Annotated in this window: 20 protein-coding genes, 3 tRNA genes and 1 pseudogene; 7 read left to right on the top strand and 17 right to left on the bottom strand. The window is 43.8% G+C overall.

The features are described from left to right. Positions 1 to 32: 32 nt before the first annotated feature. On the top strand, positions 33 to 710 hold the full coding sequence (locus BLS64_RS10040; RefSeq protein WP_093113405.1) for an arylesterase: 678 nt from the start codon (positions 33 to 35) through the stop codon (positions 708 to 710). Positions 711 to 787: 77 nt separating this feature from the next. Here BLS64_RS10040 and BLS64_RS10045 read toward each other — a convergent pair. From BLS64_RS10045 to BLS64_RS10085, 9 genes and pseudogenes are all read right to left on the bottom strand, one after another. Next, positions 788 to 861, bottom strand: a tRNA-Arg gene (locus BLS64_RS10045). Positions 862 to 1,058: 197 nt separating this feature from the next. Continuing rightward, a complete protein-coding gene (locus BLS64_RS10050) occupies positions 1,059 to 2,756 on the bottom strand; it encodes a CoA-disulfide reductase (RefSeq protein WP_093113406.1) in 1,698 nt (565 codons plus the stop codon). A gap of 140 nt (positions 2,757 to 2,896) precedes the next feature. Continuing rightward, positions 2,897 to 4,765 (bottom strand): T9SS type B sorting domain-containing protein, encoded by a 1,869-nt coding sequence (locus BLS64_RS10055; RefSeq protein ID WP_093113407.1) that lies wholly within the window; start codon positions 4,763 to 4,765, stop codon positions 2,897 to 2,899. A gap of 114 nt (positions 4,766 to 4,879) precedes the next feature. Then, positions 4,880 to 5,899: a PorP/SprF family type IX secretion system membrane protein gene (locus BLS64_RS10060; RefSeq protein ID WP_093113408.1), complete on the bottom strand. Its 1,020-nt coding sequence runs from the start codon at positions 5,897 to 5,899 to the stop codon at positions 4,880 to 4,882. Between the two features lie 194 nt (positions 5,900 to 6,093). Continuing rightward, entirely contained in the window at positions 6,094 to 6,369 is a 276-nt protein-coding gene (locus BLS64_RS10065) for an ATP-dependent Clp protease adaptor ClpS (RefSeq protein ID WP_093113409.1), read from the bottom strand. Positions 6,370 to 6,430: 61 nt separating this feature from the next. Next, a pseudogene (prmA, locus tag BLS64_RS10070) lies at positions 6,431 to 7,260 on the bottom strand (50S ribosomal protein L11 methyltransferase). Between the two features lie 9 nt (positions 7,261 to 7,269). After that, positions 7,270 to 8,022 carry a triose-phosphate isomerase gene (gene tpiA, locus BLS64_RS10075; RefSeq protein WP_093113410.1) on the bottom strand — a complete coding sequence of 251 codons (753 nt, stop codon included), beginning with the start codon at positions 8,020 to 8,022 and terminating at the stop codon, positions 7,270 to 7,272. A gap of 206 nt (positions 8,023 to 8,228) precedes the next feature. Continuing rightward, entirely contained in the window at positions 8,229 to 9,323 is a 1,095-nt protein-coding gene (locus BLS64_RS10080) for a BT_3928 family protein (RefSeq protein ID WP_093113411.1), read from the bottom strand. A 16-nt stretch (positions 9,324 to 9,339) separates the two neighbouring features. After that, complete coding sequence (locus BLS64_RS10085) at positions 9,340 to 9,891, bottom strand: DUF1599 domain-containing protein (protein ID WP_093113412.1); 552 nt, start codon at positions 9,889 to 9,891, stop codon at positions 9,340 to 9,342. A gap of 84 nt (positions 9,892 to 9,975) precedes the next feature. On the opposite strand from BLS64_RS10085, the gene folP reads away from it, so the two are divergent. Next, positions 9,976 to 10,800: a dihydropteroate synthase gene (gene folP / locus BLS64_RS10090; RefSeq protein ID WP_093113413.1), complete on the top strand. Its 825-nt coding sequence runs from the start codon at positions 9,976 to 9,978 to the stop codon at positions 10,798 to 10,800. 38 nt (positions 10,801 to 10,838) lie between these two features. Then, positions 10,839 to 11,612, top strand: a complete 774-nt coding sequence (locus tag BLS64_RS10095; RefSeq protein WP_093113414.1) for a diadenylate cyclase — start codon at positions 10,839 to 10,841, stop codon at positions 11,610 to 11,612. On the opposite strand, the gene BLS64_RS10100 is transcribed toward BLS64_RS10095, so the two are convergent. Then, complete coding sequence (locus BLS64_RS10100; protein WP_093113415.1) at positions 11,613 to 13,385, bottom strand: ABC transporter ATP-binding protein; 1,773 nt, start codon at positions 13,383 to 13,385, stop codon at positions 11,613 to 11,615. Further along, positions 13,385 to 14,125, bottom strand: coding sequence for a tRNA pseudouridine(38-40) synthase TruA (truA, locus tag BLS64_RS10105; protein ID WP_093113416.1), 741 nt, complete (start codon positions 14,123 to 14,125; stop codon positions 13,385 to 13,387). The genes BLS64_RS10100 and truA overlap by 1 nt, the downstream gene beginning before the upstream one ends. Before the next feature lie 105 nt (positions 14,126 to 14,230). Between truA and BLS64_RS10110 the strand changes: the two genes are divergently transcribed. Beyond that, on the top strand, positions 14,231 to 14,725 hold the full coding sequence (locus BLS64_RS10110) for a metallophosphoesterase family protein (RefSeq protein WP_093113417.1): 495 nt from the start codon (positions 14,231 to 14,233) through the stop codon (positions 14,723 to 14,725). A 229-nt stretch (positions 14,726 to 14,954) separates the two neighbouring features. Here BLS64_RS10110 and BLS64_RS10115 read toward each other — a convergent pair whose 3' ends face one another. Beyond that, on the bottom strand, positions 14,955 to 15,365 hold the full coding sequence (locus BLS64_RS10115; RefSeq protein WP_093113418.1) for a DUF4293 domain-containing protein: 411 nt from the start codon (positions 15,363 to 15,365) through the stop codon (positions 14,955 to 14,957). Positions 15,366 to 15,557: 192 nt separating this feature from the next. On the opposite strand from BLS64_RS10115, the gene rho reads away from it, so the two are divergent. After that, the gene (gene rho / locus BLS64_RS10120) at positions 15,558 to 17,243 is read left to right on the top strand and encodes a transcription termination factor Rho (protein ID WP_093113419.1); all 1,686 of its coding nucleotides are present in this window, start codon (positions 15,558 to 15,560) and stop codon (positions 17,241 to 17,243) included. A 55-nt stretch (positions 17,244 to 17,298) separates the two neighbouring features. Here the strand turns inward: rho and BLS64_RS10125 are convergent, their stop codons facing one another. From BLS64_RS10125 to proS, 5 genes are all read right to left on the bottom strand, one after another. Then, the gene (locus BLS64_RS10125) at positions 17,299 to 18,162 is read right to left on the bottom strand and encodes a hypothetical protein (protein ID WP_093113420.1); all 864 of its coding nucleotides are present in this window, start codon (positions 18,160 to 18,162) and stop codon (positions 17,299 to 17,301) included. A 273-nt stretch (positions 18,163 to 18,435) separates the two neighbouring features. After that, positions 18,436 to 18,684, bottom strand: coding sequence for a 30S ribosomal protein S20 (gene rpsT, locus BLS64_RS10130; protein ID WP_093113421.1), 249 nt, complete (start codon positions 18,682 to 18,684; stop codon positions 18,436 to 18,438). A 29-nt stretch (positions 18,685 to 18,713) separates the two neighbouring features. Further along, a tRNA-Glu gene (locus BLS64_RS10135) sits at positions 18,714 to 18,785 on the bottom strand. 46 nt (positions 18,786 to 18,831) lie between these two features. Next, a tRNA-Glu gene (locus tag BLS64_RS10140) sits at positions 18,832 to 18,903 on the bottom strand. A 77-nt stretch (positions 18,904 to 18,980) separates the two neighbouring features. Then, entirely contained in the window at positions 18,981 to 20,459 is a 1,479-nt protein-coding gene (gene proS / locus BLS64_RS10145) for a proline--tRNA ligase (RefSeq protein ID WP_093113422.1), read from the bottom strand. 99 nt (positions 20,460 to 20,558) lie between these two features. Here proS and BLS64_RS10150 point away from each other — a divergent pair, with 99 nt between their 5' ends. Then, positions 20,559 to 21,602, top strand: coding sequence for a hypothetical protein (locus BLS64_RS10150; protein ID WP_143019300.1), 1,044 nt, complete (start codon positions 20,559 to 20,561; stop codon positions 21,600 to 21,602). A gap of 22 nt (positions 21,603 to 21,624) precedes the next feature. After that, positions 21,625 to 23,133, top strand: a complete 1,509-nt coding sequence (locus BLS64_RS10155; protein WP_093113424.1) for an OmpP1/FadL family transporter — start codon at positions 21,625 to 21,627, stop codon at positions 23,131 to 23,133. Positions 23,134 to 23,185: the final 52 nt, after the last annotated feature.

Here is a 23,185-nt window from a genome sequence, read left to right on the forward strand (position 1 = left end):
AGGATTTGATTTTGAAAAAGAAGCTTTCACCCATGAGAAACTTAAACCCAAAACTGCTGTTGATCATTATGACCCTTTTCCTATCCTGCGGAGAGCAAAAGCAGGAACAGGAAAAACCGGCCGAAGAAAAGGAAACCAGGGAAGAGAAAAAAACCGCAAAGAACATCCTATTCTTCGGAGACAGCCTTACTGCAGGAATGGGCCTTGACCCCAATGAAGCTTTTCCAGCCGTGATCCAGGAGAAGCTTGATTCGCTGGGGTTAAATTATAATGTCATCAATGCCGGGCTTAGCGGGGAGACCACCGCAAGCGGCAAGAACCGGATAGACTGGGTCCTGAACCAGGAGGTGGATATTTTTGTGCTGGAACTTGGGGCCAATGACGGCCTTCGTGGTATCCCGCCCCGAGAGACCCGAAAGAACCTGCAGGAGATCATCAAAATTGTAAGGAAGAAAAATCCAGATACCCGAATCATCCTCGCCGGGATGCAGATCCCTCCTAACATGGGGCCTGAGTACACAGCGGAATTCAGAAAGATCTTTCCTGAACTTGCTAAGAAGAACAATGTGGAACTCATTCCCTTCTTGCTCGAAGACGTGGCCGGGAATCCGGAGCTAAACCAGGCTGACGGCATCCATCCCACAGAAGAAGGTCACCAGATCGTGGCCGAAAATGTATGGGAGGTATTGAAGCCGATGCTTAAAAACTAAATCCCACAGCCCCTTCGAAGTTCGAATTTCAGGAATAAAAAAAGGTCTGCACTTTCATGCAGACCTTTCATTTTTAGTGACCTCGCCAGGATTCAAACCTGGAACCTTCTGAGCCGTAATCAGATGCGCTATTCAGTTGCGCCACGAGGCCTTTTTGCGGGTGCAAATATAGATTTTCTTTTCAATAAACGAAAAGAAAATTCGAGAAAAAAATATCCTTTTTTTCCAAAACCCTCTATTTCTCACAGACACCAAAAAAGGATATTTATTCGAGGTCAAAAGCTGTTCAACATTTTCCTACTCATAGGAAAACATTAAAAAGAACTTTTGAGAAACATGTTTGTCCAACTAATCCAAAATTGGTTCTGTTATAATTGCTCTTTCGGCTAACCTCCTCTCCTTCATAGCAACCTGGTAAGTCTTATTTCCTCCGTCAAGGTTTTTTACTTTTAGACCATTCTCCTCGAGGATACGCGTAGCCAGGTAGCCTCTAAGACCGGCGTGACAGTATAAGTAAATGGTTTCAGAAGCAGGAAGTTCGCTGATGCGGTCTCGTAAAGTATCCAGTGGGAAGTGCACGGCACCTTCTATGTGACCGGCCTCCCACTCCTTTTCTTCTCTGACATCCAGAATAAAAGCTCCGGATTCCTGTAGTTCTGCCACGTCATACCATTGAAAAGTTTCAAGCCTACCGTCCAGCATGTTCTGGGCGACATAACCCAACATGTTCACCGGATCTTTGGCCGATGAGAATGGCGGCGCATAAGCCAGTTCCAGCTCAGGAAGATCATAAATGGTGAGGCCTCCCCTTATGGCTGTTGCCAGCACATCAATGCGTTTGTCTGCCCCTTTGGCTCCCACCGCCTGTGCGCCAAGAATAGTTCCATCTTCAGGTGAAAAAAGCATTTTTAAGGCTAGTGGCGCCGCTCCGGGATAATACCCGGCGTGGGAACTGGGGTGTATGTGCACAATCCTGTAAGCTACCCCCATTCTTTGCAGCATCTTTTCGTTATTGCCCGTGGTAGCCGCAGTAAGATCAAAAACCTTGGCAATTGAGGTTCCCAGAGTTCCTTTGTATGCAGTGGGTTTCCCGGAAATAGTATCTGCCACAATGCGCCCCTGCCGGTTCGCAGGCCACGCCAGGGGCACAAAACTGCTTTCCCCGCTTATGTAATCTTTCACCTCGATCGCATCCCCAACCGCGTAAATTGAAGGATCTGAAGTCTGCAGGTATTCATTCACCTTGATGCTCTTTCGGCTTCCCAGTTCCAGGCCGGCCTCTTCTGCCAGCTTGCTCTCCGGCTGTACTCCTGCTGCCATGATGATCATATCGGCATACAGTTCTTTACCGTTCTTCAGGATCACTTTTTTCCCTTCAGCTTCAATGCGCTCCATTCCATTATTCAGAAAAAGCTGTACTCCTTTAGCGCGCAAATGCTGCTGCACAATCGCAGCCATTTCAAAATCCAGGACCGGCATCACCTGTTCAGACCGTTGTACCAGGCTCACGTTTATACCCAAATCATTAAGGTTTTCGGCCATTTCCAGGCCAATGAATCCGCCACCCACTATCACCGCGGTTTTTGGCTGGTATTTCTCCACGTAAGATTTGATCCTGTCGGTATCGGGAATATTGCGTAGGCTGAAAAGGTTTTGGGCCTCTGCTATTCCTTCCACGGAAGGCAAAAACGGTTTTGCCCCGGGAGAAAGCAGCAGCACGTTGTAAGATTCTTCATATTCTTTTCCGGTTCTAAGATCCATGATCCTGACCGCTTTTTTGGCCCGATCAATGGAAAGTACCTCGCTCAAGTTTCGGATATCCAATTTGAACCTCCTGGACATACCTTCTACTGTTTGAACCAGCAGCTTCTCCCTCTTTTCTATGGAACCACCAATATAGTAAGGCAGGCCGCAGTTAGCGAAAGAAATATGCTCGCCCCTCTCTAAAAGGACGATATGGGAATTTTCATTTCTACGTCTTAACCTGGCGGCAGCTGTTGCCCCGCCGGCAACCCCACCTACTATCACTATTTTTTGTTTTTCCATAGGTTTACAGCACGAATTTGTTTTCAAGGCACAAAATTCAGGTGTTTTGTAGGAAAAATTTATGACTCAGGTCAGGAGGCGGGAAGTTTTGAACTGAACCCCTTCTCATTTATAGCTTACGAATGTTTGGGTAATTAATCTTATCTAATCAAACTAAAACTGCCTTTTTTAACATCAAATCCCTCTATTTTGATTTGATACCAGTAATCATCTGCCGGAAGCTCCTTACCAGCCGATGTGCCATCCCATCTAAAAGTATCCCCGTTGCCGACTTTTAGCAATTTACCATACCTGTCAAAAATTTTAATTTCGGAAGCACCAAAAAACGAAACCCCATTTAATTCAAAATAATCATTAAATCCATCATTATTGGGTGTTATGAATTCAGGTATGACCAGATGTGCAAACTTTTGGGAAACTGTTGCACATCCAAAAACATCTCTCATATAAGCAATATAAATTCCCCCATTGACCGAATCAAAAACATTGGATCTTTGAAAGGTTCGACCATTCAGTGAAAACTCAAATTCTCCTTCCTGTTCCACTTCAACGGTAACCGTTCTCTCCCTGGAGGTAATCCCTTTTATTTTTGGGAGGTCCACCTCATCAACCTTAAATTTCTGGACTACTTTGCAGCCGTAAGAATTATATATTTCTACGGAAAAATCGCCGGCACTGGACACTTCTATACTGCGGGTAGTTTGACCTGTTGACCATAGGTAAGTCATTCCTGCAGGTCCTGCCTTAAGAGAAATAGTAGAACCTTCACATAAAAACCTGTTTTCATCAGGCGAAATTTCCGGAGCAGGCAATACCTTAAAAATAACCGCGGTACGCTGTCCCGGTTGGCATAAAAACCCTTCCTTAACAGCTTCAGCATAAAAAGTGCCTTCCTTTTCAGGATAAAAAGAAGAACTTTTCTCTGCTAATAGCTGCCCGCCGAAAGGTTGGTCATACCAATTAATCCACTCCCCGGGTTCGGGAGTGACCACTAATGGCGGATATGGTTCATTGCCACAAATTATCTTATCCCCGTTATTTATTGGCGCTTGTGGTGTCTCCACTATATTCACATTGAACGGAGACGAGGCAGAACTGCAATAATTCCCTGATAAGTTATTTGGATCCTCTGCTACTTTTACTCTAAAGTAGGTATTGGTCATAATTCCATCCGTGATCAATGTTTCAGAATTTTCTCCAGGGATGTCGATCCATGTTTTCAGGTCACTACTGCTTTGCCACTGATAAAAATGGCTGGAATATACCGAAAGGTCCGGATTGGCATTTAGCTCTATTGTTCCTGGCAGATCTTCTTCACATATATCTAATTTTTCTGAAGAACCTTCTGTAGAAGAAATGGTAGTGAGATCACCACAAGACCTGAAAATGATATCATCAATAGCAAGATCATTTCCGCAGCCCCCTTCACCGTTATTATACATTTTAAGAATAATGGCATCCTGGCCCGCCTGAGAGTGAAAAGTAAGACCGAAATTTTCCCACTCCGGGGCAGTGGTTGAAATGACATTACCGGTACTCATCGTTTTCAACAGAATAGTTTCGGTAATGTCCCAGATCTCGAAACGTACATTTACGGGTATCCCTCCTTCTTCACAAGCCTCACTGCTGCGATCGTATACATTCATAAGAAAAGCCGAGAACTCATAGGTGGTATTCTGGCACAGTCCTGATATTGAGGTTTGAAAAAATTGACCCGAGTCATATGAGGCATTTACGATTAGAGCTTTACCTCCAGAAATTGCAGTTTCCGGGAAGTAAGGGTGCCAAGTTCCATTATTCTGCCCTAACTGGTCTGAAACGGTAAATTGACCATCATTGGGGTCTCCCGTAACATAGTCATATGTAGTGAAACCTGAAGGCAAAGCCGTATTCCCACCCTCAAAATCTTGATGATAGATAGGATCTCCCTTACTTCCGGCACAAAATTCATACTGTCCTAATAAAGGGCTGGTAACAAAGATTACAAACAAAACTAGCAGGGGGCGCATTTGGCAAATGTAGCCATTACGAATTCAAAAATTTAATTTCTCAAGCTGCTTCAGCTCCAAACTGGTCAAAAACTGATGAAGCTCAGCAAAATGACTTTTCTATCTGGTTCAAGGTCAGAAACTCTTCCGCTGGTTAACACCGGGACAATAACAATCGTACCGAGCACGGTTCTTTCCAAAGTTATAGCCAAGGGTAAGCTGATGAAACCCACTATTGCTTATGACATGTGAGTTAAACTGCTGACTATAGGTATAGGCAAAAAGGAATCTTTTGTACTCGAATCCAACGAAGGGAGTAAGGTATTGAAGTTGGTCATTTTTTAGATTTTCGCCATTTGAAGTATATTCCGAAGCGTCAAAACTCCTTCGGTAAGACAGGCCACCAAAAAGGGAGCCTAAACTCAGGTCACGGTAGATCTTGAAATTCAGATCAACCGTTTTTTCTGAAGTGGCTTCCTTCAGCTGAAAAAGGATAGAAGGTTCATAACTCCAATAACGGCTACGCGTTTCGATAACATAGCCGGTTGAAAAAAGATATTTCCGCTGATTATTGGGAATAGCCTCAGAGAAAAACAGTTCTCTGTTTATCGAGAGTAGGTTCTTAGCAGTAAGGTGTGCGAAAAAATTAAAATAGTAATAAGACGCCCCCACATCCATATTCGTATAAATATCTGAGTTATTCCCATTGCCTATGAGCGGATCATTACCCAAAAAACGACGCTCATCCAGAATGTGCTGGATCAAACCAGCACTAACCCCAAAAGAAAGCTGATTAAGGTCCAATTCACTCCTGGAAAACATGAGGTGATAGGCAAAACTGCCGTAGATCCCCCTGCGGGCATAATTCCCATTTTGATCATTGAAGATTATTCCCCCCACTCCGACCTTTTGGTTGAGCCTACCGTGTACACTTAAGGTCTGCAGTGAAGGAGCATCCTTGACCTCAAACCACTGCTGCCGTGCAGTTAACCTGAGCTTATTAAGGTTAGAGGCTCCAGCCATGGATGGGTGAAGTAAATACAGGTTATCTGTTAAATAATCTGAATAAGTAGGTAAAACCTCTTGTGCTTCCAATCTACTTTGTAACAAAATAAGAGGCAAAAGAATGACTATCGCAACTTGGGAAAACTTCATCTAATGGGGCTGAAAAAAGACGCGCTAAACTTCATTGTAACTTTTCTATGCGGAGTAAAAACACTGAAAAATCACCAACAAGAACTGACTCTCCAGTGTTATGCGAAGCTAATCAAATTAAATTCTCCATTCCAATTAAAAAACCCGCAACAAACGTTACGGGTTTTCCTTTCTACTTTTTATTTTTTCTGTTTCTACACGATCTCTGCTGTCAATCCTTCTTCCAGAAGCTTGCCACAGCGCGGCTCCAGGTCTTTGTAGGTGCCTGTCTTTACAGAGCATTTACCCTTGTAGTGAACGAGCAAAGCGCACTGCTCGGCCTGCTCGGGAACATGATCACATGCTACTATAAGGGTTTCGATCACATGGTCAAAAGTATTGTAATCATCGTTGTATAAAATGATCTCATGTAACTTTGACTCCTTGGTCTTAACCTCCTTCTTCTCTAAAACTTTCTCCTTCGTACTCATAATCCTTCTTTTTCAATCACAGCAATTCTAGAACTCAAAGTTAAAAAATTCTCTGCAATGTTTAGCTTTTCAGAAACCTCAGCGCTACCCATTCATCCCTCTCAAGTTGTTCATCAAACTGCATTCCAAGCCTTTCACACTCCTCCTGAATCACAGGAATATCATTGGCGTAAAAACCGCTCAAATAGAGTTCTCCGCCAGTGTTCAGTGACTTTTCATAGGTCGCCAGATCTTCCAGCAGAATGTTCCTGTTGATATTGGCAATGATGCTATTATATTTCCTACCCTCCAGCAGCTCGGCGGCCCCTTCAAATGCTGTAATTTTATTGCAGTTGTTGCGTTCAACATTCTCAATGGTGTTCAAATAACACCAATTATCAATATCAATCGCGTCAATTTCCTTAGCTCCTCTTTTTTCGGCCACTATAGCCAAAACTCCGGTGCCGCAGCCCATATCCAGGACCTTCTTCCCTCAAGTTCGTGCTTCAGTAAAAACTGTATCATCATGTGAGTAGTGGCGTGGTGACCCGTTCCAAATGACATCTTTGGCTCGATCACAATATCGTATCTCACATCAGGTTCAGGATGAAAAGGCGCACGCACACTGCAGGTCTCATTCACCATTATGGGATGAAAGTTCTTTTCCCATTCCTCGTTCCAATTCACCTGCTCTATCTCCTTTTGCGTATAGGAGATATCAAATTCAGGCGATTGCAAAATATGGATCCCGGCCATTGCTTCCGCGTCAAATTCCTCTTTGGGTATATACGCAGTGATCCCGTCTTCATTCTCCACAAAACTTTCAAAGCCTGCCAGGCCCAGTTCGGCGATCAGGATCTCTGAGGCCGGTTGCGGGGGATCAATAATAAATTTAAACTCTAAATAATTCATTCGTTCCTTTTAAAACGCGCGTACAATGGCCAGGAAATCTTCGGCCTTCAAACTGGCGCCACCAACAAGTCCGCCATCCACATCCTCTTTCGCGAAGATCTCCTCTGCATTGGCCGGCTTTACGCTTCCGCCGTACAGGATAGAAACTTCGTTAGCGATCTCTTCTCCGAATTTTTCTGAAATGGTTTTTCTTATGAATGAATGCATTTCCTGCGCCTGCTCTGGAGAAGCGGTCTCCCCTGTACCTATTGCCCATACAGGCTCATAGGCTATGACCACACTCTTCCAGGCTTCAGGAGCAATATGAAACAATCCTCTTTCCAGTTGCTGTTTTACAACATCAAAATGGTTTCCGTTCTTCCTTTCCTCCAACTCCTCTCCGCAGCAAAAGATCACTTCCATATCGTTTTTTAGTGCCGCATCTACTTTTTTGGCAAGTACCTCATCGGTTTCTTTAAAGATGGCCCTACGCTCGCTATGTCCCAGGATCACAGTTTTCACTCCCACGCTGGTAAGCATGGCAGCCGAAACTTCGCCGGTGTAGGCGCCGCTCTCATTCTCGTTCATATTCTGCGCAGCCACCTCTACCTCTGTTTCCCTTAGCGAATCAAAGGCATGATAAAGATTAGTGAAGGCAGGGGCCACTATCACCCGAACTCCCGGGTTGTTTTCCCATTGTTTTTTGATCCCTTTCAACAACTCTTCAGTCTGCGCAAGATCATTGTTCATTTTCCAGTTTCCGGCTACTATTTTTTCTCTCATTTTCAAGTATTTATGGTTGATAAGATAAAATTCATTTTTTGAAGCTTACGCTAAAACTTTACTAAAAAATGAATCAGATTCTGCCGGTATGCGCCTGTAGGTGTACAGGTACAACGCCAGCGGTACAAATATACCTATATGCCACGACAATGCCTGAGCATTTTAAGAATATGCCAGGTTGAAAAAAGAGGAAATGGAACTGCTTTTTAGAGGTCGAGCTTTTCTGAATCGTTCCAGTGTAATTTCTGAAGAATGGTGCCCTCACTCAGCTTTACGATCCCCGGATTACTGCGGATGATGGTCTTTAGGGCCGTTTCATCACTGAAGAACCATTCCAGGTCAAGATCGTATTTTTCGCTTACCTGCGATTTAAGCTCTTCGCCCGAAGCCGACAGACCAATCACCCGGTAGCCTTTGCTTTTGGCTTCCTCAATCACGGCATTCAGTTTTCTCAGACCGTCAGCCTCACTTCTTCTAAGGCTATAGGCAACGATCATGAGCAATTTATCTTCCTGTAAGAATTCTGCGGTAAAATCTTCTCCGTTCTTTTCCATCGAGAAATCGTGGATAGGCGGCACATAACCCTCCTGCACCAGTTCGGTTTCCACCTCAATGAAGTCGCCGCTTACCTGTGGATAGGACCCCTTAGTGGTCACGATCTTTTCCTCGCCATTATCCATGAATTTCCAGTGGTAGTCATAGATTGCCTCGGGCGCTCCTTCCGGAATGCTCATTCCCTGCTGAATGTTGGTGCCTTCCTTATAGGCCCTAAAGTCTATCAGCGGCAAATGCATCAGCACATAATAGGCAAAGGTGAAGCATAACATGAACGCCAGGAAAACGATCCAGCGGTGAGAGGCCGGGGCGAGATACGGGGTGAGGTATTTCCGGTTAAAGAACAGCACCAGGATCAAAATGAACAGGATCACATCTTTATAGAAGCTCTCCCAGGGTGTTAATGGAATGGCATCCCCAAAACATCCGCAATCGGTTACTTTATTAAAGTACGCCGAATAAAAGGTCAAAAAGGTGAAAAATATGATCATGAGCAGCAAGGCCCAGGTGGTGAACTTTGGCAGATAACCTATCAGGAGCATAATACCTAGCACCAGTTCAAAAACCACCAGCAGGATGGCGATCACCAGCGCAAAAGGTGCCAAAAATTCAAGATCAAGAACAGAAGGGCTAAAGTATTCTTCCAGTTTAAAGGAAAATCCTATGGGATCGTTCAGTTTTACAAACCCCGAAAAAATAAACAATAAACCTACTACCCATCGGGCAATACTTACTACTATTCTCATACTGTTCCTTTTATTTTCAGCTCACTTTACCGGTCTCATTAATATGTATGAGGGCAAAAACGGCATAATTGATCATGTCTTCGTAGTTCGCGCTTATCCCCTCGCTTACCAGGGTTTTGCCCTGGTTGTCTTCTATTTGCTTGATGCGCAATAACTTCTGAAGGATAAGATCGGTAAGAGAGCTCACCCTCATATCACGCCAGGCCTCGCCGTAATCGTGATTTTTATCCTCCATTAATTTTTTGGTCTTTTTGATGACCTTGTCATACAATTCGGAAACTTCTTCTGTGGAAAGATCAGGTTGGGCGGCCACTCCTTTTTCAAGCTGAATAAGCGCCATGACCGAGTAATTGATGATCCCAACGAATTCGGGCACTTCCCCTTCGTCTACTTTTCTCACCTCGTTCTCCTGAAGTCCGCGAATGCGCTGCGCCTTGATAAAGATCTGGTCTGTAAGGGACGGAAGCCGTAAGATGCGCCAGGCGCATCCGTAATCTTTCATTTTTTTAATAAACAAGCTGCGGCACTCCTCTACCACCGCATCATATTGAGCTGAAGTATCCTTCATAAAAACGGGTTAATTGCGTAAATTTCGCTGATTTATTTCGAATTGTCAAAGTTAATTTTTTCATCAGGAAAACAGCGCTCAAAAATGTATATCAACTGTAAAGGCCAACTGGTCGATCTTTCCACCCCAAAAGTCATGGGCATTCTCAACATCACGCCCGACTCTTTTTATGACGGCGGAAAGCGGAAAACCAAGAGGGAATTTCTTCTTCATGCCGAAAAAATGCTGAAAGAAGGAGCCACTTTTATAGACGTGGGAGCCTACAGCAGCCGGCCGGGCGCTACAGATATTCCTGAAGGAGAGGAGCTTCAAAGGATCCTTCCGGTAGTGAAATCGCTGCTCGAAGAATTTCCGGATATCCTTTTATCCATCGACACCTTCCGAAGCAAAGTGGCAGAAGAATGTGTAGCCGCGGGCGCCGCGATGGTCAATGATATTTCTGCCGGCAACCTGGACTCAAAGATGATGGAGACCATAGGTCGTTTACAAGTGCCTTACATCATCATGCATATGCGTGGTACTCCGCAAACAATGAAAGACCTCAACGAATACGAGGATCTTACAGAGGATCTTCTGAAGTACTTTTCCAAAAAGATCGCTGAAGCCAGAGATCAGGGCATTAACGATCTTATAGTGGATCCCGGCTTCGGGTTTTCGAAGAACATTGCGCAAAATTTTGAACTGCTTTCACAGCTTGAACTCCTGAAAAACCTGGAACTGCCGGTACTTTCAGCACTTTCCCGAAAATCACTTATCTACAAGACCTTCAACACCACCCCCGAAGAAGCACTTAACGGCACCACAGTTCTCAACACCATTTCCCTTTTAAAAGGCGCAAATATCCTTAGGGTACATGACGTCAAGGAAGCCATGGAATGCGTGAAATTAGTGGGACGACTGAGAAACTAGCCTAATATTTTTTACATTTACCAAAAAGCAAATCTACTTTGGAGTTTTTAGACCTGCGCATCCTGGACGTTGTTGATATAGTGCTTATCGCCGCCCTCCTCTATTATTTATACAAGCTGGTAAAAGGCACGGTGGCCGTCAACATCTTCATTGGGATAGTGATCATTTACTTTGTGTGGAAGCTTACCCAGTTGCTGCAAATGGAAATGCTGAGCAACGTGCTGGGAGAGTTCATTGGCGTGGGAATGTTCGCGTTGATCGTGGTCTTTCAGCAGGAAATAAGGAAATTCCTGCTCATGATAGGCTCCACCAATTTTGCCCGAAGAAGAAGATTCCTCCAAACCCTCAAACTTATCAAAGACGACCTGGAAACGCCGAATGACATTGAAGCCATTGTACGGGCCTGTGAGAACATGGGGAGGACAAATACAGGTGCCCTGATCGTAATTCAAAGGAGCACCAGCCTGGATTTCGTGAAGAATTCAGGAGACAGCATGAAGATCCTGGTCAACCAGCCCATTATCGAATCCATTTTCTATAAAAACAGCATTTTGCACGATGGGGCAATGATCATCGAGGATAACTACATTACCGCTACCCGGGTGGTACTTCCGGTTTCAAACGACAGGACGATTCCGCTAAGATTCGGACTTCGCCACAGAGCGGCTGTAGGCATCACCGAAAAAACCGATGCCATCGCCCTTGTTGTAAGTGAGGAAACAGGACAGACCTCTTATATAAAAGACGGGGAATTTGTGATGTATGAAGACCGGGAAGACCTGCTTCAGAAGTTAAAAGAAGACCTGGTGTAATTAAAGGGTCTCTTCTTCCTGCATGAACTGCACCTCGTATAATTTCTTGTAGTAACCGTTCTCTTTCTGCAACAGCTCCTGGTGATTACCCATTTCCACTATCTTTCCGGCATCCATAACAAGGATCTTATCCGCTTTTTTCACAGTGGCCAGGCGGTGCGCGATAACAATTGAGGTACGGCCCTGGGTGATCTTGTCGGTCGCTTTCTGTATCAATTGTTCGCTATAGGAGTCTACGGAAGAAGTAGCCTCGTCAAGCACCAGAATACTCGGGTCACTTACATAGGCTCTTAAAAATGCAATTAATTGGCGTTGCCCTGAAGATAACATGACCCCGCGCTCCTTGACGTTATAATCGTACCCTCCCGGAAGGCTGGAAATGAACTCGTGCACTCCAATATCCTTAGCCGCCTGTATCACCGACTCGCGGGTGATCTCGGGATGGTTCAAGGTAATGTTGTTCATAATGGTATCGGCAAAAAGGAAAACATCCTGCAGCACAATTGCGATCTGCGAACGCAAAGACTTCAGCGTGATATCGCGGGAATCTATACCGTCTACATAGATCGTCCCGTCCCAGATCTCGTAAGATCTGTTCAAAAGGTTAATAATAGTAGATTTTCCGGCGCCTGTCGCTCCCACAATAGCTACGGTTTCCCCGGCATTGGCTTTAAAAGAGATCCCTTTCAGCACCTCCTCTTTATCTACATATCCAAAATGGATATTTTCAAAGGCGATATCACCTTTAAGGTGATCGATCTCCAGGGTCCCTTCATCGGCAATGGAGGATTTGGTGTCGAGCACGCCAAAAACACGATTTGCCGCCACCATTCCCATTTGCAGGGTATTGAACTTATCGGCGATCTGTCTTAACGGCCTGAACAACATCTGGCTCAATTCGATAAAAGCGACAATGACCCCCAGAGTGATCGCCTCACTTCCGGCCATCACACGAAGTCCGCCGTACCAAACAATAAGACCAATGGTAATGGAAGTGGACATTTCGGCAATGGGAAAGAAAATGGAGTTGTACCATACGGTTTTGATCCAGCCTTTTCTGTGCTTGTCATTGATCTCTTTGAACTTCTCGTACTCCTTTTCTTCCCGGGTGAAAAGCTGCACGATCTTCATCCCCGTGATACGTTCCTGCACAAAGGTGTTAAGGTTGGCCACCTGAGTACGTACTTCTTCAAAAGCCAGTTTCATTTTCTTCTGAAAAACCCGGGTAGCGTACAAAATGAACGGCAGGACCAGCAATACCAGAAGTGTAAGCCTCCAGCTTTGATAAACCATAAAACCAAGTACCACCAGCATTTTCAAGAGATCACTTATGATCATGAACAAGCCCTGGCTAAAGATACTGGCGATGGTTTCGATATCGCTCACCGCCCGGGTCACCAAACGCCCTACAGCCGAGTTGTCAAAATATTTCATTTTAAACTGCAGCATATGCTCAAACAGGTTAACCCTAAGGTCTCTTATCACCTCCTGGCCCAACCAGTTGGCAAAGTATATGAAGCAGAATTGAAAGATCACTTCCAGGAACAACACTCCTGCCATAAGCGAGATGTAGAACAACAACTGGTCATTGTCCTGCGGCACGATTGACTCATCTATGGTCACCTGTAAAAGGTAAGGCCTTAATACTGCGAAAAAAGACAGCAGAATAGCCGCGATCGCCACAAAATAGAAGGTCCATTTATAGACCTGGGTGTATTCAAGAAGCCTCCTGAACAATTTAAAATCAAACGCGTTTCCCGATGATGCAGCCATTAACCTTTTATACTTTTTGGGTATTCAACTTTTGTCAAGAACAAGCCATGAGCCGGCACAGATGCGCCTGCTTCACTCCTGTTCTCACTGTTTATTATCTCGTGCATTGCCTGCACTTCTATTTTTCCGAGGCCTACTTGCAGCAGGGTGCCTACTATGGCCCTTACCATGTTCCGCAAAAACCTGTCGGCGGTAATATGAAAAACCAGACCGTGATCCTGCTTCTCCCAGTAAGCGGTTTCAATGTTACAGTTGTAAGTCCTCACATCTGTGCGTGACCTGGAAAAGCATTTAAAATTCCTATATTCCAGAAGGATCTTCGCCGCCTCGTTCATTTTCTCTACATCCAGTTCCTTCTTGACCCAGTAAGCCATATCGGTCGTGAAAACATCCTTTCTCTGCACCAGGTGATACTCATAGCTTCTTGCCACGGCATCAAATCTTGCATGAGCTTCAGGCTTTACAGGGAAAAGATCGAGAATAGCGATATCTTTGGGAAGCAGGGAATTGAGCCGGAAAACCATTTCAGCTGGCATTTCCATTTCGACATCAAAATGAGCAAAAAGCTGTTTAGCATGTACCCCGGCATCGGTCCTTCCGGCACCTACAATTTCAATGTTTTCCTGAAGCAGGGTAGAAAGCGCTTTTTCGATCACCTCCTGAACAGTTGAAGCCTCAGGTTGTCTTTGCCACCCATGATAGGCTTTTCCGAAGTATGCCAGCTCCAAAAAATATCTCAATCTAAATCTTTACTTTTACATTCAAAGACACAAAGATAAGCCATTATAAGCAACTGCACGTCTCGCGGCTGTGATAGATTTCTAATCTCTTTATAAAAAATTTCAATGAAAAAGATCCTTCTTTTAAGCGATACCCATGGACACCTTGACGACCGCATAAAAAGCTACGCCCAGGATGCCGATGAGATTTGGCATGCGGGAGATATAGGCACTACCACAATAACAGACGAGCTGAAAAAAATAAGACCGGTGCAAGCCGTTTTCGGGAATATAGATGGAGCCGAGATAAGAAAAGAATTTCCTCTAAATAACCGCTTCATGTGCGAAGGGATTGATGTGTGGATCACGCACATTGGAGGTTACCCTGGAAAATATTCCCCTGCCGTAAAAGAGGAAATAAAAGCCGACCCGCCCAAACTGTTCATCACCGGTCACTCTCATATCCTGAAGGTGATGCATGACAAGAAGCTGAACCTGCTGCACATGAATCCGGGTGCGGCAGGAAAACAGGGTTTTCACCAGGTAAGAACCATGCTGCGGTTCAAGATAGACCGAAGTGAGATCAAGGACCTGGAGGTTATTGAACTGGGGAAGAAATAGAAATTAGATTTTAGAAGTGAGAAGTGAGAATCTTTGACGATTCACTTCAGGAACACGGGATCAAAAAGAGCTTTCAAAAATGGCTTTTTTAATTACCTTTAGAAAAAAGCGTTTACCAGCCCCGTTAATGCGATACCCTACCTAAACCCAAAACCTTGAACCTTGAACCAAAAAAACCCGAAGCTTTCACTCCGGGTTTTTACGCACTAATACTACTAAGATGAAAGGTTTATCGCAGTCGGTCCACAGATTTTACAAGATCCTCATCCTTTTTGATGGCCTTATTGGCCAGCACTAAAAAAACGATAGAAATGATAGGAATCAGCATCCCAATACCTTTCTCTGAGATTTGACTCTCTCCAGATATGTTTAGGGACCAATAGACAAATAATCCTAGTAAAATTAAGTTTAATATAATATTAAGTCGCCCCAGCACGAACTGCAGCTTCCTGTTCTTGAACAAAAATATAGTAATGAACGAGATCAATGCAGAAACCAGGAACAAGGAAAATACCATAATACGGTCTTCAGCATAAACGGTTTCTCCTGCGCTGTTTTCCCAAAGAGAAAAAACAAAGATCAATCCTGCGCTTACCAGGGCAGCCAGAAAAAGATAAATGGTTTGTATTCTTTGCAGCATATCTCGTCAATGAAGGCACAAAAATAAAAGATTCTTTTTGAAAACCATATCTAAAATATTAAAATAAAATTGTATAATTGCAGTATCATTACGTAACCAATTCAACGAGGGTTACTTAGACTCCAATAATTTTTTCGGTTCTTCCTCGAGAAGGTTAATTAAACCAAAGACAAATTTTATTCAACAACATTCATGTTTGAAATTTCAGAATTAAAGGCTAAAAAGTTGCCTGAACTTCAGGAAATAGCCAAAACCCTACGCGTACCAAAATACCGCACTCAAAAGAAACTGGATTTGGTATATCAAATTCTTGATTATCAGGCTGCGAACCCAAAAAAGGTACAGGAAGCCCTGACCGATGATGAGCAATCTCAGCCGGCACAGGAAGAACAAAGCACTGCCAAAAAACAGCGCAAACCGCGTATCAAAAAAAATACAGAAGCCGAAACCAAAGAGGATACTTCAGATAAATCTGATAAAAAAGAAAGGTCAGCATCCAAAGACCAGGGAAAACAGCATTCTCCAAGACAAAAAGAGACTTCAGGAAAAGGAAAAGACCAGTCAAGAAGAGAGGATTCCAAAAAACCGGCTCAAACCAAAGACAACAGAGGTCAGCAAAAGGACACTCGAAAAGACAACCGTCAAAAAGACCAGCGTCAGCAAAAAGACAGCGGAAACAGAGACAGCGGGAACAGAGATAGTGGCAACCGCGACAACGGAAACCGTGACAACCGCAACCGTTATAAAGAACCCGATTACGAATTTGACGCGATCATTGAAAGCGAAGGGGTTCTTGACATCATGCAGGATGGATATGGCTTTTTAAGATCTTCAGATTACATGTATTTGTCATCTCCTGATGATATCTATGTATCACAATCTCAAATAAGATTATTCGGATTGAAGACCGGGGACACTGTTCTTGGGCAGGTTCGCCCGCCCAAAGAAGGTGAAAAATATTTCCCGCTTATCAAGATCAACAAGATCAACGGACTGGATCCCCAGGTGGTAAGAGACAGGGTTTCTTTTGAACACCTTACTCCTCTTTTCCCACAGGAAAAATTCAATGTAGCCGAGCGCCAGAGCACGGTTTCTACCCGCATCATTGACCTTTTCTCACCTATAGGAAAAGGACAGAGGGGTATGATCGTTGCCCAGCCTAAAACCGGTAAAACCATGCTTCTTAAGGATATCGCCAATGCTATCGCCGCGAACCATCCTGAAGTATACCAGATCATCCTCCTAATAGATGAGAGACCTGAAGAGGTTACCGATATGCAGCGTAACGTAAAAGGAGAAGTGGTAGCTTCTACTTTTGACAAAGAAGCTCACGAACACGTAAGAGTTGCAAATATCGTACTGGAAAAAGCGAAGAGAATGGTAGAATGCGGACACGATGTGGTGATCCTTCTGGATTCCATCACCCGTCTTGCGAGAGCATACAACACCGTACAACCTGCCAGTGGAAAAGTTCTGAGTGGTGGTGTTGATGCCAATGCCCTTCACAAGCCAAAAAGATTCTTTGGTGCAGCCAGGAACATTGAGAACGGAGGCTCTCTTTCTATCATCGCTACCGCGCTTACAGAAACAGGTTCAAAAATGGATGAAGTGATCTTTGAGGAATTCAAGGGTACCGGTAACATGGAACTTCAACTGGATAGAAAGATCGCCAACAGACGCATCTTCCCTGCCATTGATCTTACGTCTTCCAGCACAAGACGTGATGATATTCTACTGGAAGAAAACGTACTTCAAAGAATGTGGGTGATGCGCAAGTATCTTGCAGACATGAATCCTGTAGAAGCCATGGAATTCATCAACGACCGCATCAAGCAAACCAGAAATAACGAAGAATTCTTACTTTCCATGAACGGATAAGAAGAATTTAAGAAACATAAAAATCCGGTTTCCTCCCTGAAACCGGATTTTTTTTTCATTTTCCTGCACGAAGCATTTGCTCATCAATTGGAAGCGCAACACCATCCTGAAGATAAACAAACCAAATATATCCACTTCCATAATCATCCACCCAAAGATCAGAAGTAGATACCTCCGGCGCATATAATCTCTTCTCTATAGGAAAAGAGTAAAGCAACTGATTTTTTTGTAGAAGCTGAAAATCGATTAAAAGCTTACCCTCATCCTCTCCATAGACATAACTAAAGGTATACCAACCTGCTTCAGAAACTTCAAAGTCATTAATATAAAGCGAGCCCGCATCCTTTACAACATCAAACGCAAAATAGATAAAAGCCATTTCTCCTTGCAATTTCAAGGAGTTAGAATAAGTGAAAGCAACCCCATTATCAAACATAGCCGGATCTAAATAAATATCGAGGTTTTGAATAAATCCGCTTGACGGCCAGGTAGCACTCCACAAGTCAGGGTCCTGAGTAGCAGGGGCTCCATACTGGAACGTAGGAAGACCTTCCTCATCAGCTTCCTCACTCCAAAAGGTATTACACTCACCCCACATCACAGTGGCATAGCCATTTCCCTTAGATGGCATCACTTCACCTGTTTTCTTTGTCCAAAGCTCAATAGTTCCACACCATCCCAGCACCCCCTCAACATACTGGTCTGCCCAGGCATCTGTATTGTTATTGAAGCTTTGGTGAAAAGATTGAAAATCATCATCACTACCCTCCTTCTCATTGTTTTGTGCTTTTGCATCAAGAATATTATCCTCCAGTACAGAAAGGCTTTCTTTCTCACAAGAGCTAAAGAGAATTAGAAGAAATAAGCTGCAGAGTGCAGCTACAAAATTAAAATTCGAATTAGATAAAAAAGTTCTCATAATTAAAAGGTTTATGGTTATTAAAAATCACCATAACCAAACAGGTAAAGCTAATTGCTTCGGGACAAGCTGCGGGAGGAAAAAATGTAGGGTAAAAAGATTGAAAAAGAGGATCTTTTTCAGAAGGTATAGTGAAGTTACAAAAAACTTAAGAAAAATAAAATAAATAACTAGTTTTCAACCTATTATAATATCTACTAAAAAACATTATCAAATAAAAAAATGCCTTTCGCAGAACGAAAGGCATTCTTGTATAAATTGAACACTATTATATTAAAGCGCAGCTACGTGCTTTGCTAAACTTGATTTAAGGTTAGCGGCTTTGTTATCATGAATAATGTTGCGTTTCGCTAGTTTGTCAATCATCGAAACTACTGTAGGATACAAAGTCTCAGCCTCCTGCTTATCTGCCTCACGTAACTTCTTGATCGCGTTCCTTGTAGTTTTATGCTGGTAGCGATTTCTAAGACGCTTGGTCTCATTGCTACGTATTCTCTTCAACGCTGACTTATGATTTGCCATTACACTAATATTAAATTAATTCTTTTTCGTAGTCCGTAGGGGAATCGAACCCCTGTTACCAGGATGAAAACCTGGCGTCCTAACCCCTAGACGAACGGACCATTTTTATTATTTCAAAGATGGTTTACACGACTTGCAAACCTTTTGTAGTCCGTAGGGGAATCGAACCCCTGTTACCAGGATGAAAACCTGGCGTCCTAACCCCTAGACGAACGGACCATTTGTTTCTTAAATGCGGATGCAAAAATACAACTATTTTTCAATGCCGCAAATCTTGAACAAATTTTTTTAAAATTTTAATAAGCCTTTGCAAACAGTACCCTCTGCGAAGATGGTTTTCCCGTAAGTACACATTTTCCCTCCTCTTTTTCTACATCAAAGGGAATCAATCTAATAGTCGCTTTTGTAAGCTCCTTGATCCTCTCTTCGGTCTCTGCGGTACCATCCCAATGGGCAGAAATGAAGCCTCCTTTTTCTTTCAGGACTTTTTTGAATTCCTCGAAATCCTCTACCGGGGTAGTATGTTCTTTGCGGAAGTCCTTGGCTTTTTCAAAAAGGCTCTCCTGGATCTCGGTCATTAAGTCCTTCACCTTCTCCACTACTTCTCCCTGCGGCAAAAATTCCTTTTTCAGGGTATCTCTCCTGGCTAGCTCTACCGTTCCCTTCTCAAGATCTTTTGGACCGATAGCGATCCTCACCGGCACTCCCTGTAACTCGTACTGGGCAAATTTCCAACCGGGCTTCTGCGTATCCCTGTCATCATATTTAACCGAAATTCCCTGCGCTCTGAGATCGGCAGCCATTTTATTCGCAACTTCAGAGATCTGGTCAAGCTGCTCTGCCCCTTTGTATATAGGCACGATCACCACCTGTATTGGCGCGAGGTTTGGAGGCAACACCAGTCCGTTATCATCACTATGGGTCATGATCAGGGCACCCATAAGTCGAGTGGAAACCCCCCATGATGTAGCCCAAACATGCTCCAATCCTCCATCTTTAGAAGCAAATTTCACATCAAAAGCCTTGGCAAAGTTCTGCCCAAGAAAATGGGAAGTTCCCGCCTGGAGAGCTTTCCCATCTTGCATTAGCGCTTCAATACAATAAGTATCTTCGGCCCCTGCAAAACGTTCAGATTCGGTTTTGCGACCTTTAACCACCGGCATGGCCATAAAATTTTCGGCAAATTCAGCATAGATATTATTCATCTGCTCGGTTTCTGCCAGGGCCTCCTCTCTTGTAGCGTGAGCAGTATGACCTTCCTGCCATAAAAATTCCGCAGTACGCAGGAACAAGCGAGTCCTCATCTCCCAGCGCACTACATTGGCCCACTGGTTTACAAGAATAGGCAGGTCGCGATAAGACTGGATCCAGCCTTTATAGGTGTTCCAGATAATAGCTTCAGAAGTTGGTCTTACCACCAGTTCTTCCTCTAGTTTAGCATCCGGATCTACGATGAGCTTGCTCTTATCCTCAGGATCGGTCTTTAGCCTGTAATGCGTCACTACTGCGCATTCCTTGGCAAATCCTTCGGCATTCTTTTCTTCGGCTTCAAAAAGGCTTTTGGGAACAAACAACGGAAAATATGCATTTTCATGCCCCGTTTCCTTAAACATCTTATCCAATTGAGCTTGCATTTTCTCCCAGATCGCATAGCCATAAGGCTTGATCACCATACAGCCGCGTACGGCAGAATTTTCAGCCAGTCCTGCTTTGACAACCAGTTCGTTATACCATTTGGAATAATCCTCTTTGCGCGTTGTTATGTTCTTTGCCATCTCCTTTGTTTTGGCACAAATCTTGCACCTTATTAATTACTTTACTGTTAGCGCAAAACTAACTATTTTTATACTTTGTTCAATAATAAAAAAGAAGCCATGAAACGATATTACAAGCTTTTTAGTGTAAAAGCTCTTTTTTTCGGATTCAGTGCTCTTTTATTAGCTTCCTGTAGCTCATACCAGTATGCCGGGTACGACAATGACGGGATATATACCTCTGATCAAACCGAGGCCTATACTGCTAATGAATACGAGGAGTCTTACGAAAACGCTTTATACTACCAACAACTATTTGCTGAAAAAGCAGACCAGTTTGCCGCTGTACCCGAAGAAGGTGCAATTTTTACCGATATTGAAAGTTACAGTTCCGGGTATGGTGACGACTACATGCAGGAAGAACTGGACTACCAGGTAGGACAGGCAGCCTGGGGAACTGACCCTGACGAGATCGCGATCAATATTTATAATGATCCTTTCTATCGGCCATACTACTATCCCTATTATGCCGGATTCTATGATCCTTTCTGGGGGCCTTACCCTTATTACAGATATAGTCACTACGGATATCCTTATGGATATTACAGCGGCTGGAGCATAGGCATAGGATTTGGATGGAGCAGCTGGAGATACGGGTATTCCCCTTACTACTCACCTTACTGGGGAGGATACTACCCCTATTATAGACCTCATTATTACCCCTACCATCATTATAATTACAGGGATGTGGCTTATACCTCTACCAGGAGAAATTCCTACGGGGACTACAGGGATTATAATCGCACCAATATTGATGCCCGATCTTCCAGAATTCAGAGATATTCCAATCCTCGAGATGTAAGAGCTGTTCGAAGCAACTCAGACAGGAGAACCTATCAAACCAGGTCCACCAGAGTGAGATCCAACGACACACCCTACAGGACCAACAGGTCGAGGTCTACAGATTACAGAACAAGAAGATCTTCAGACAACTCTGTTAGAGCGGTGAGAAGTAACAGGACACGAAGCAACAATACCACCCGAGTGAGGTCTACCAGATCTTCAGGAAACAATAACGCGGTGCGTTCATCCTCAAGCACAAGATCTTCTAGCACCAGGTCTTCTTCAGGATCAAGCAGATCAAATCGGGGACGCGGAAACTAATATTTTCTAAACCACATTTTGCATGAAAAAGATACTTTTTGCCTTCATAGCCATTGCATCAATGACTATGGAGGCTCAAACAATATCAGATGCTGTTCGCTATTCAGGTGATGACCTGTACGGCACAGCACGATACCGGGCAATGAGCGGCGCTTTCGGCGCCCTGGGAGGAGATCTTTCCTCAATCAATGTTAACCCTGCGGGTTCTGCCGTTTTTTTAAACAGTATTGTGAGCCTTAGCCTGGATATTGAAAATGCCGACAACGAGGTCACTTATATGGACGGCGCTACCGGCAACTCCAATTCAGACTTTGACCTGGGACAGGGCGGAATTGCCATGGTGTTCAATAATACTGATGAAAGCAGTGACTGGAAAAAGTTCACTATCGCTTTCAATTATTCCAAAACAGCGAATTTCGAGGACGATTTTTTGGCAGCCGGTACAAATTCAAGTTCAATAGATCAATATTTCCTGGGATACGCTCAAGGAATACCCCTTGACCTGCTTGTGCCTTTAGAAGACGAATCCCCTTCAGACCTTTACTCCTATTTAGGGGAAAGGGAAGGATTTGGCGCGCAACAGGCATTTTTGGGTTATCAGTCCTTTATCCTCCGCGCAGTTGATGAAGAAGATTTCGACAACACCGAATATTACTCCACTGTGGCCCCGGGAACTTTCGATCAGGAATATTCTTATGCAGCCACGGGCTTAAATGGAAAATTCTCGTTCAATTTCGCGACCCAGTATCAGGAATTCCTTTACATGGGAATCAACCTTAACACGCACTTCATCAATTATGATCGTGTAGTTGGTTTTTACGAGAACAACAACAATGCAGGAAGCGAGATCAACAGCATATACTTCGAAGACCGATTAAGTACTCTGGGAAGCGGGTTCAGTCTGCAAATTGGGGCTTTAACTAAATTAGGTGAAAATGTCAGAGCAGGTTTTAGTTATGAATCTCCTACCTGGTACGAGATCTCAGAAGAAACCACACAATACCTGGAAACCAACAGCAATGAATTCGGCCGTGCTGTAGTAGATCCTAATGTTATTAATGTTTATCCCGATTATAAACTGCAAACTCCTGCAAATTATACAGGAAGTCTTGCGTATCTTTTTGGAGGCAGGGCTTTGTTAAGCTTCGACTACTCTTATAAAGACTACAGCAGTATGAAGTTCAAACCAAAATCTGATCCTGATTTTGCACTTCAGAATGAACTATTGGAAACCGAATTAAAAGGCGCTTCCACTTATAGGCTGGGTGGCGAGTACCGCCTGGAAGGCTGGAGCCTTAGAGGTGGATACCGTTTTGAAGAAAGTCCTTTTGAGGATGAAACCACTATTGATGACCTACAGGGATATTCCCTGGGGCTGGGATATAACTTCGGAAACATCAAACTTGATGTAGCTTATGAGACCTTTGAGCAGGACCGGAATCCGCGATTGTTCGAGACAGGCCTTACAGACCGGGCGCACATCAACAGGAAGAATAATAATGTAGTTCTTACCCTGAGCTTCGGAATCTAAGCCCAAAAAAGACATTTTTAAAGAGCGGCTTTTCAGCTGCTCTTTTTTTATC

Origin of the sequence: Salinimicrobium catena (assembly GCF_900102915.1) — a bacterium.
GTDB lineage: Bacteria > Bacteroidota > Bacteroidia > Flavobacteriales > Flavobacteriaceae > Salinimicrobium > Salinimicrobium catena.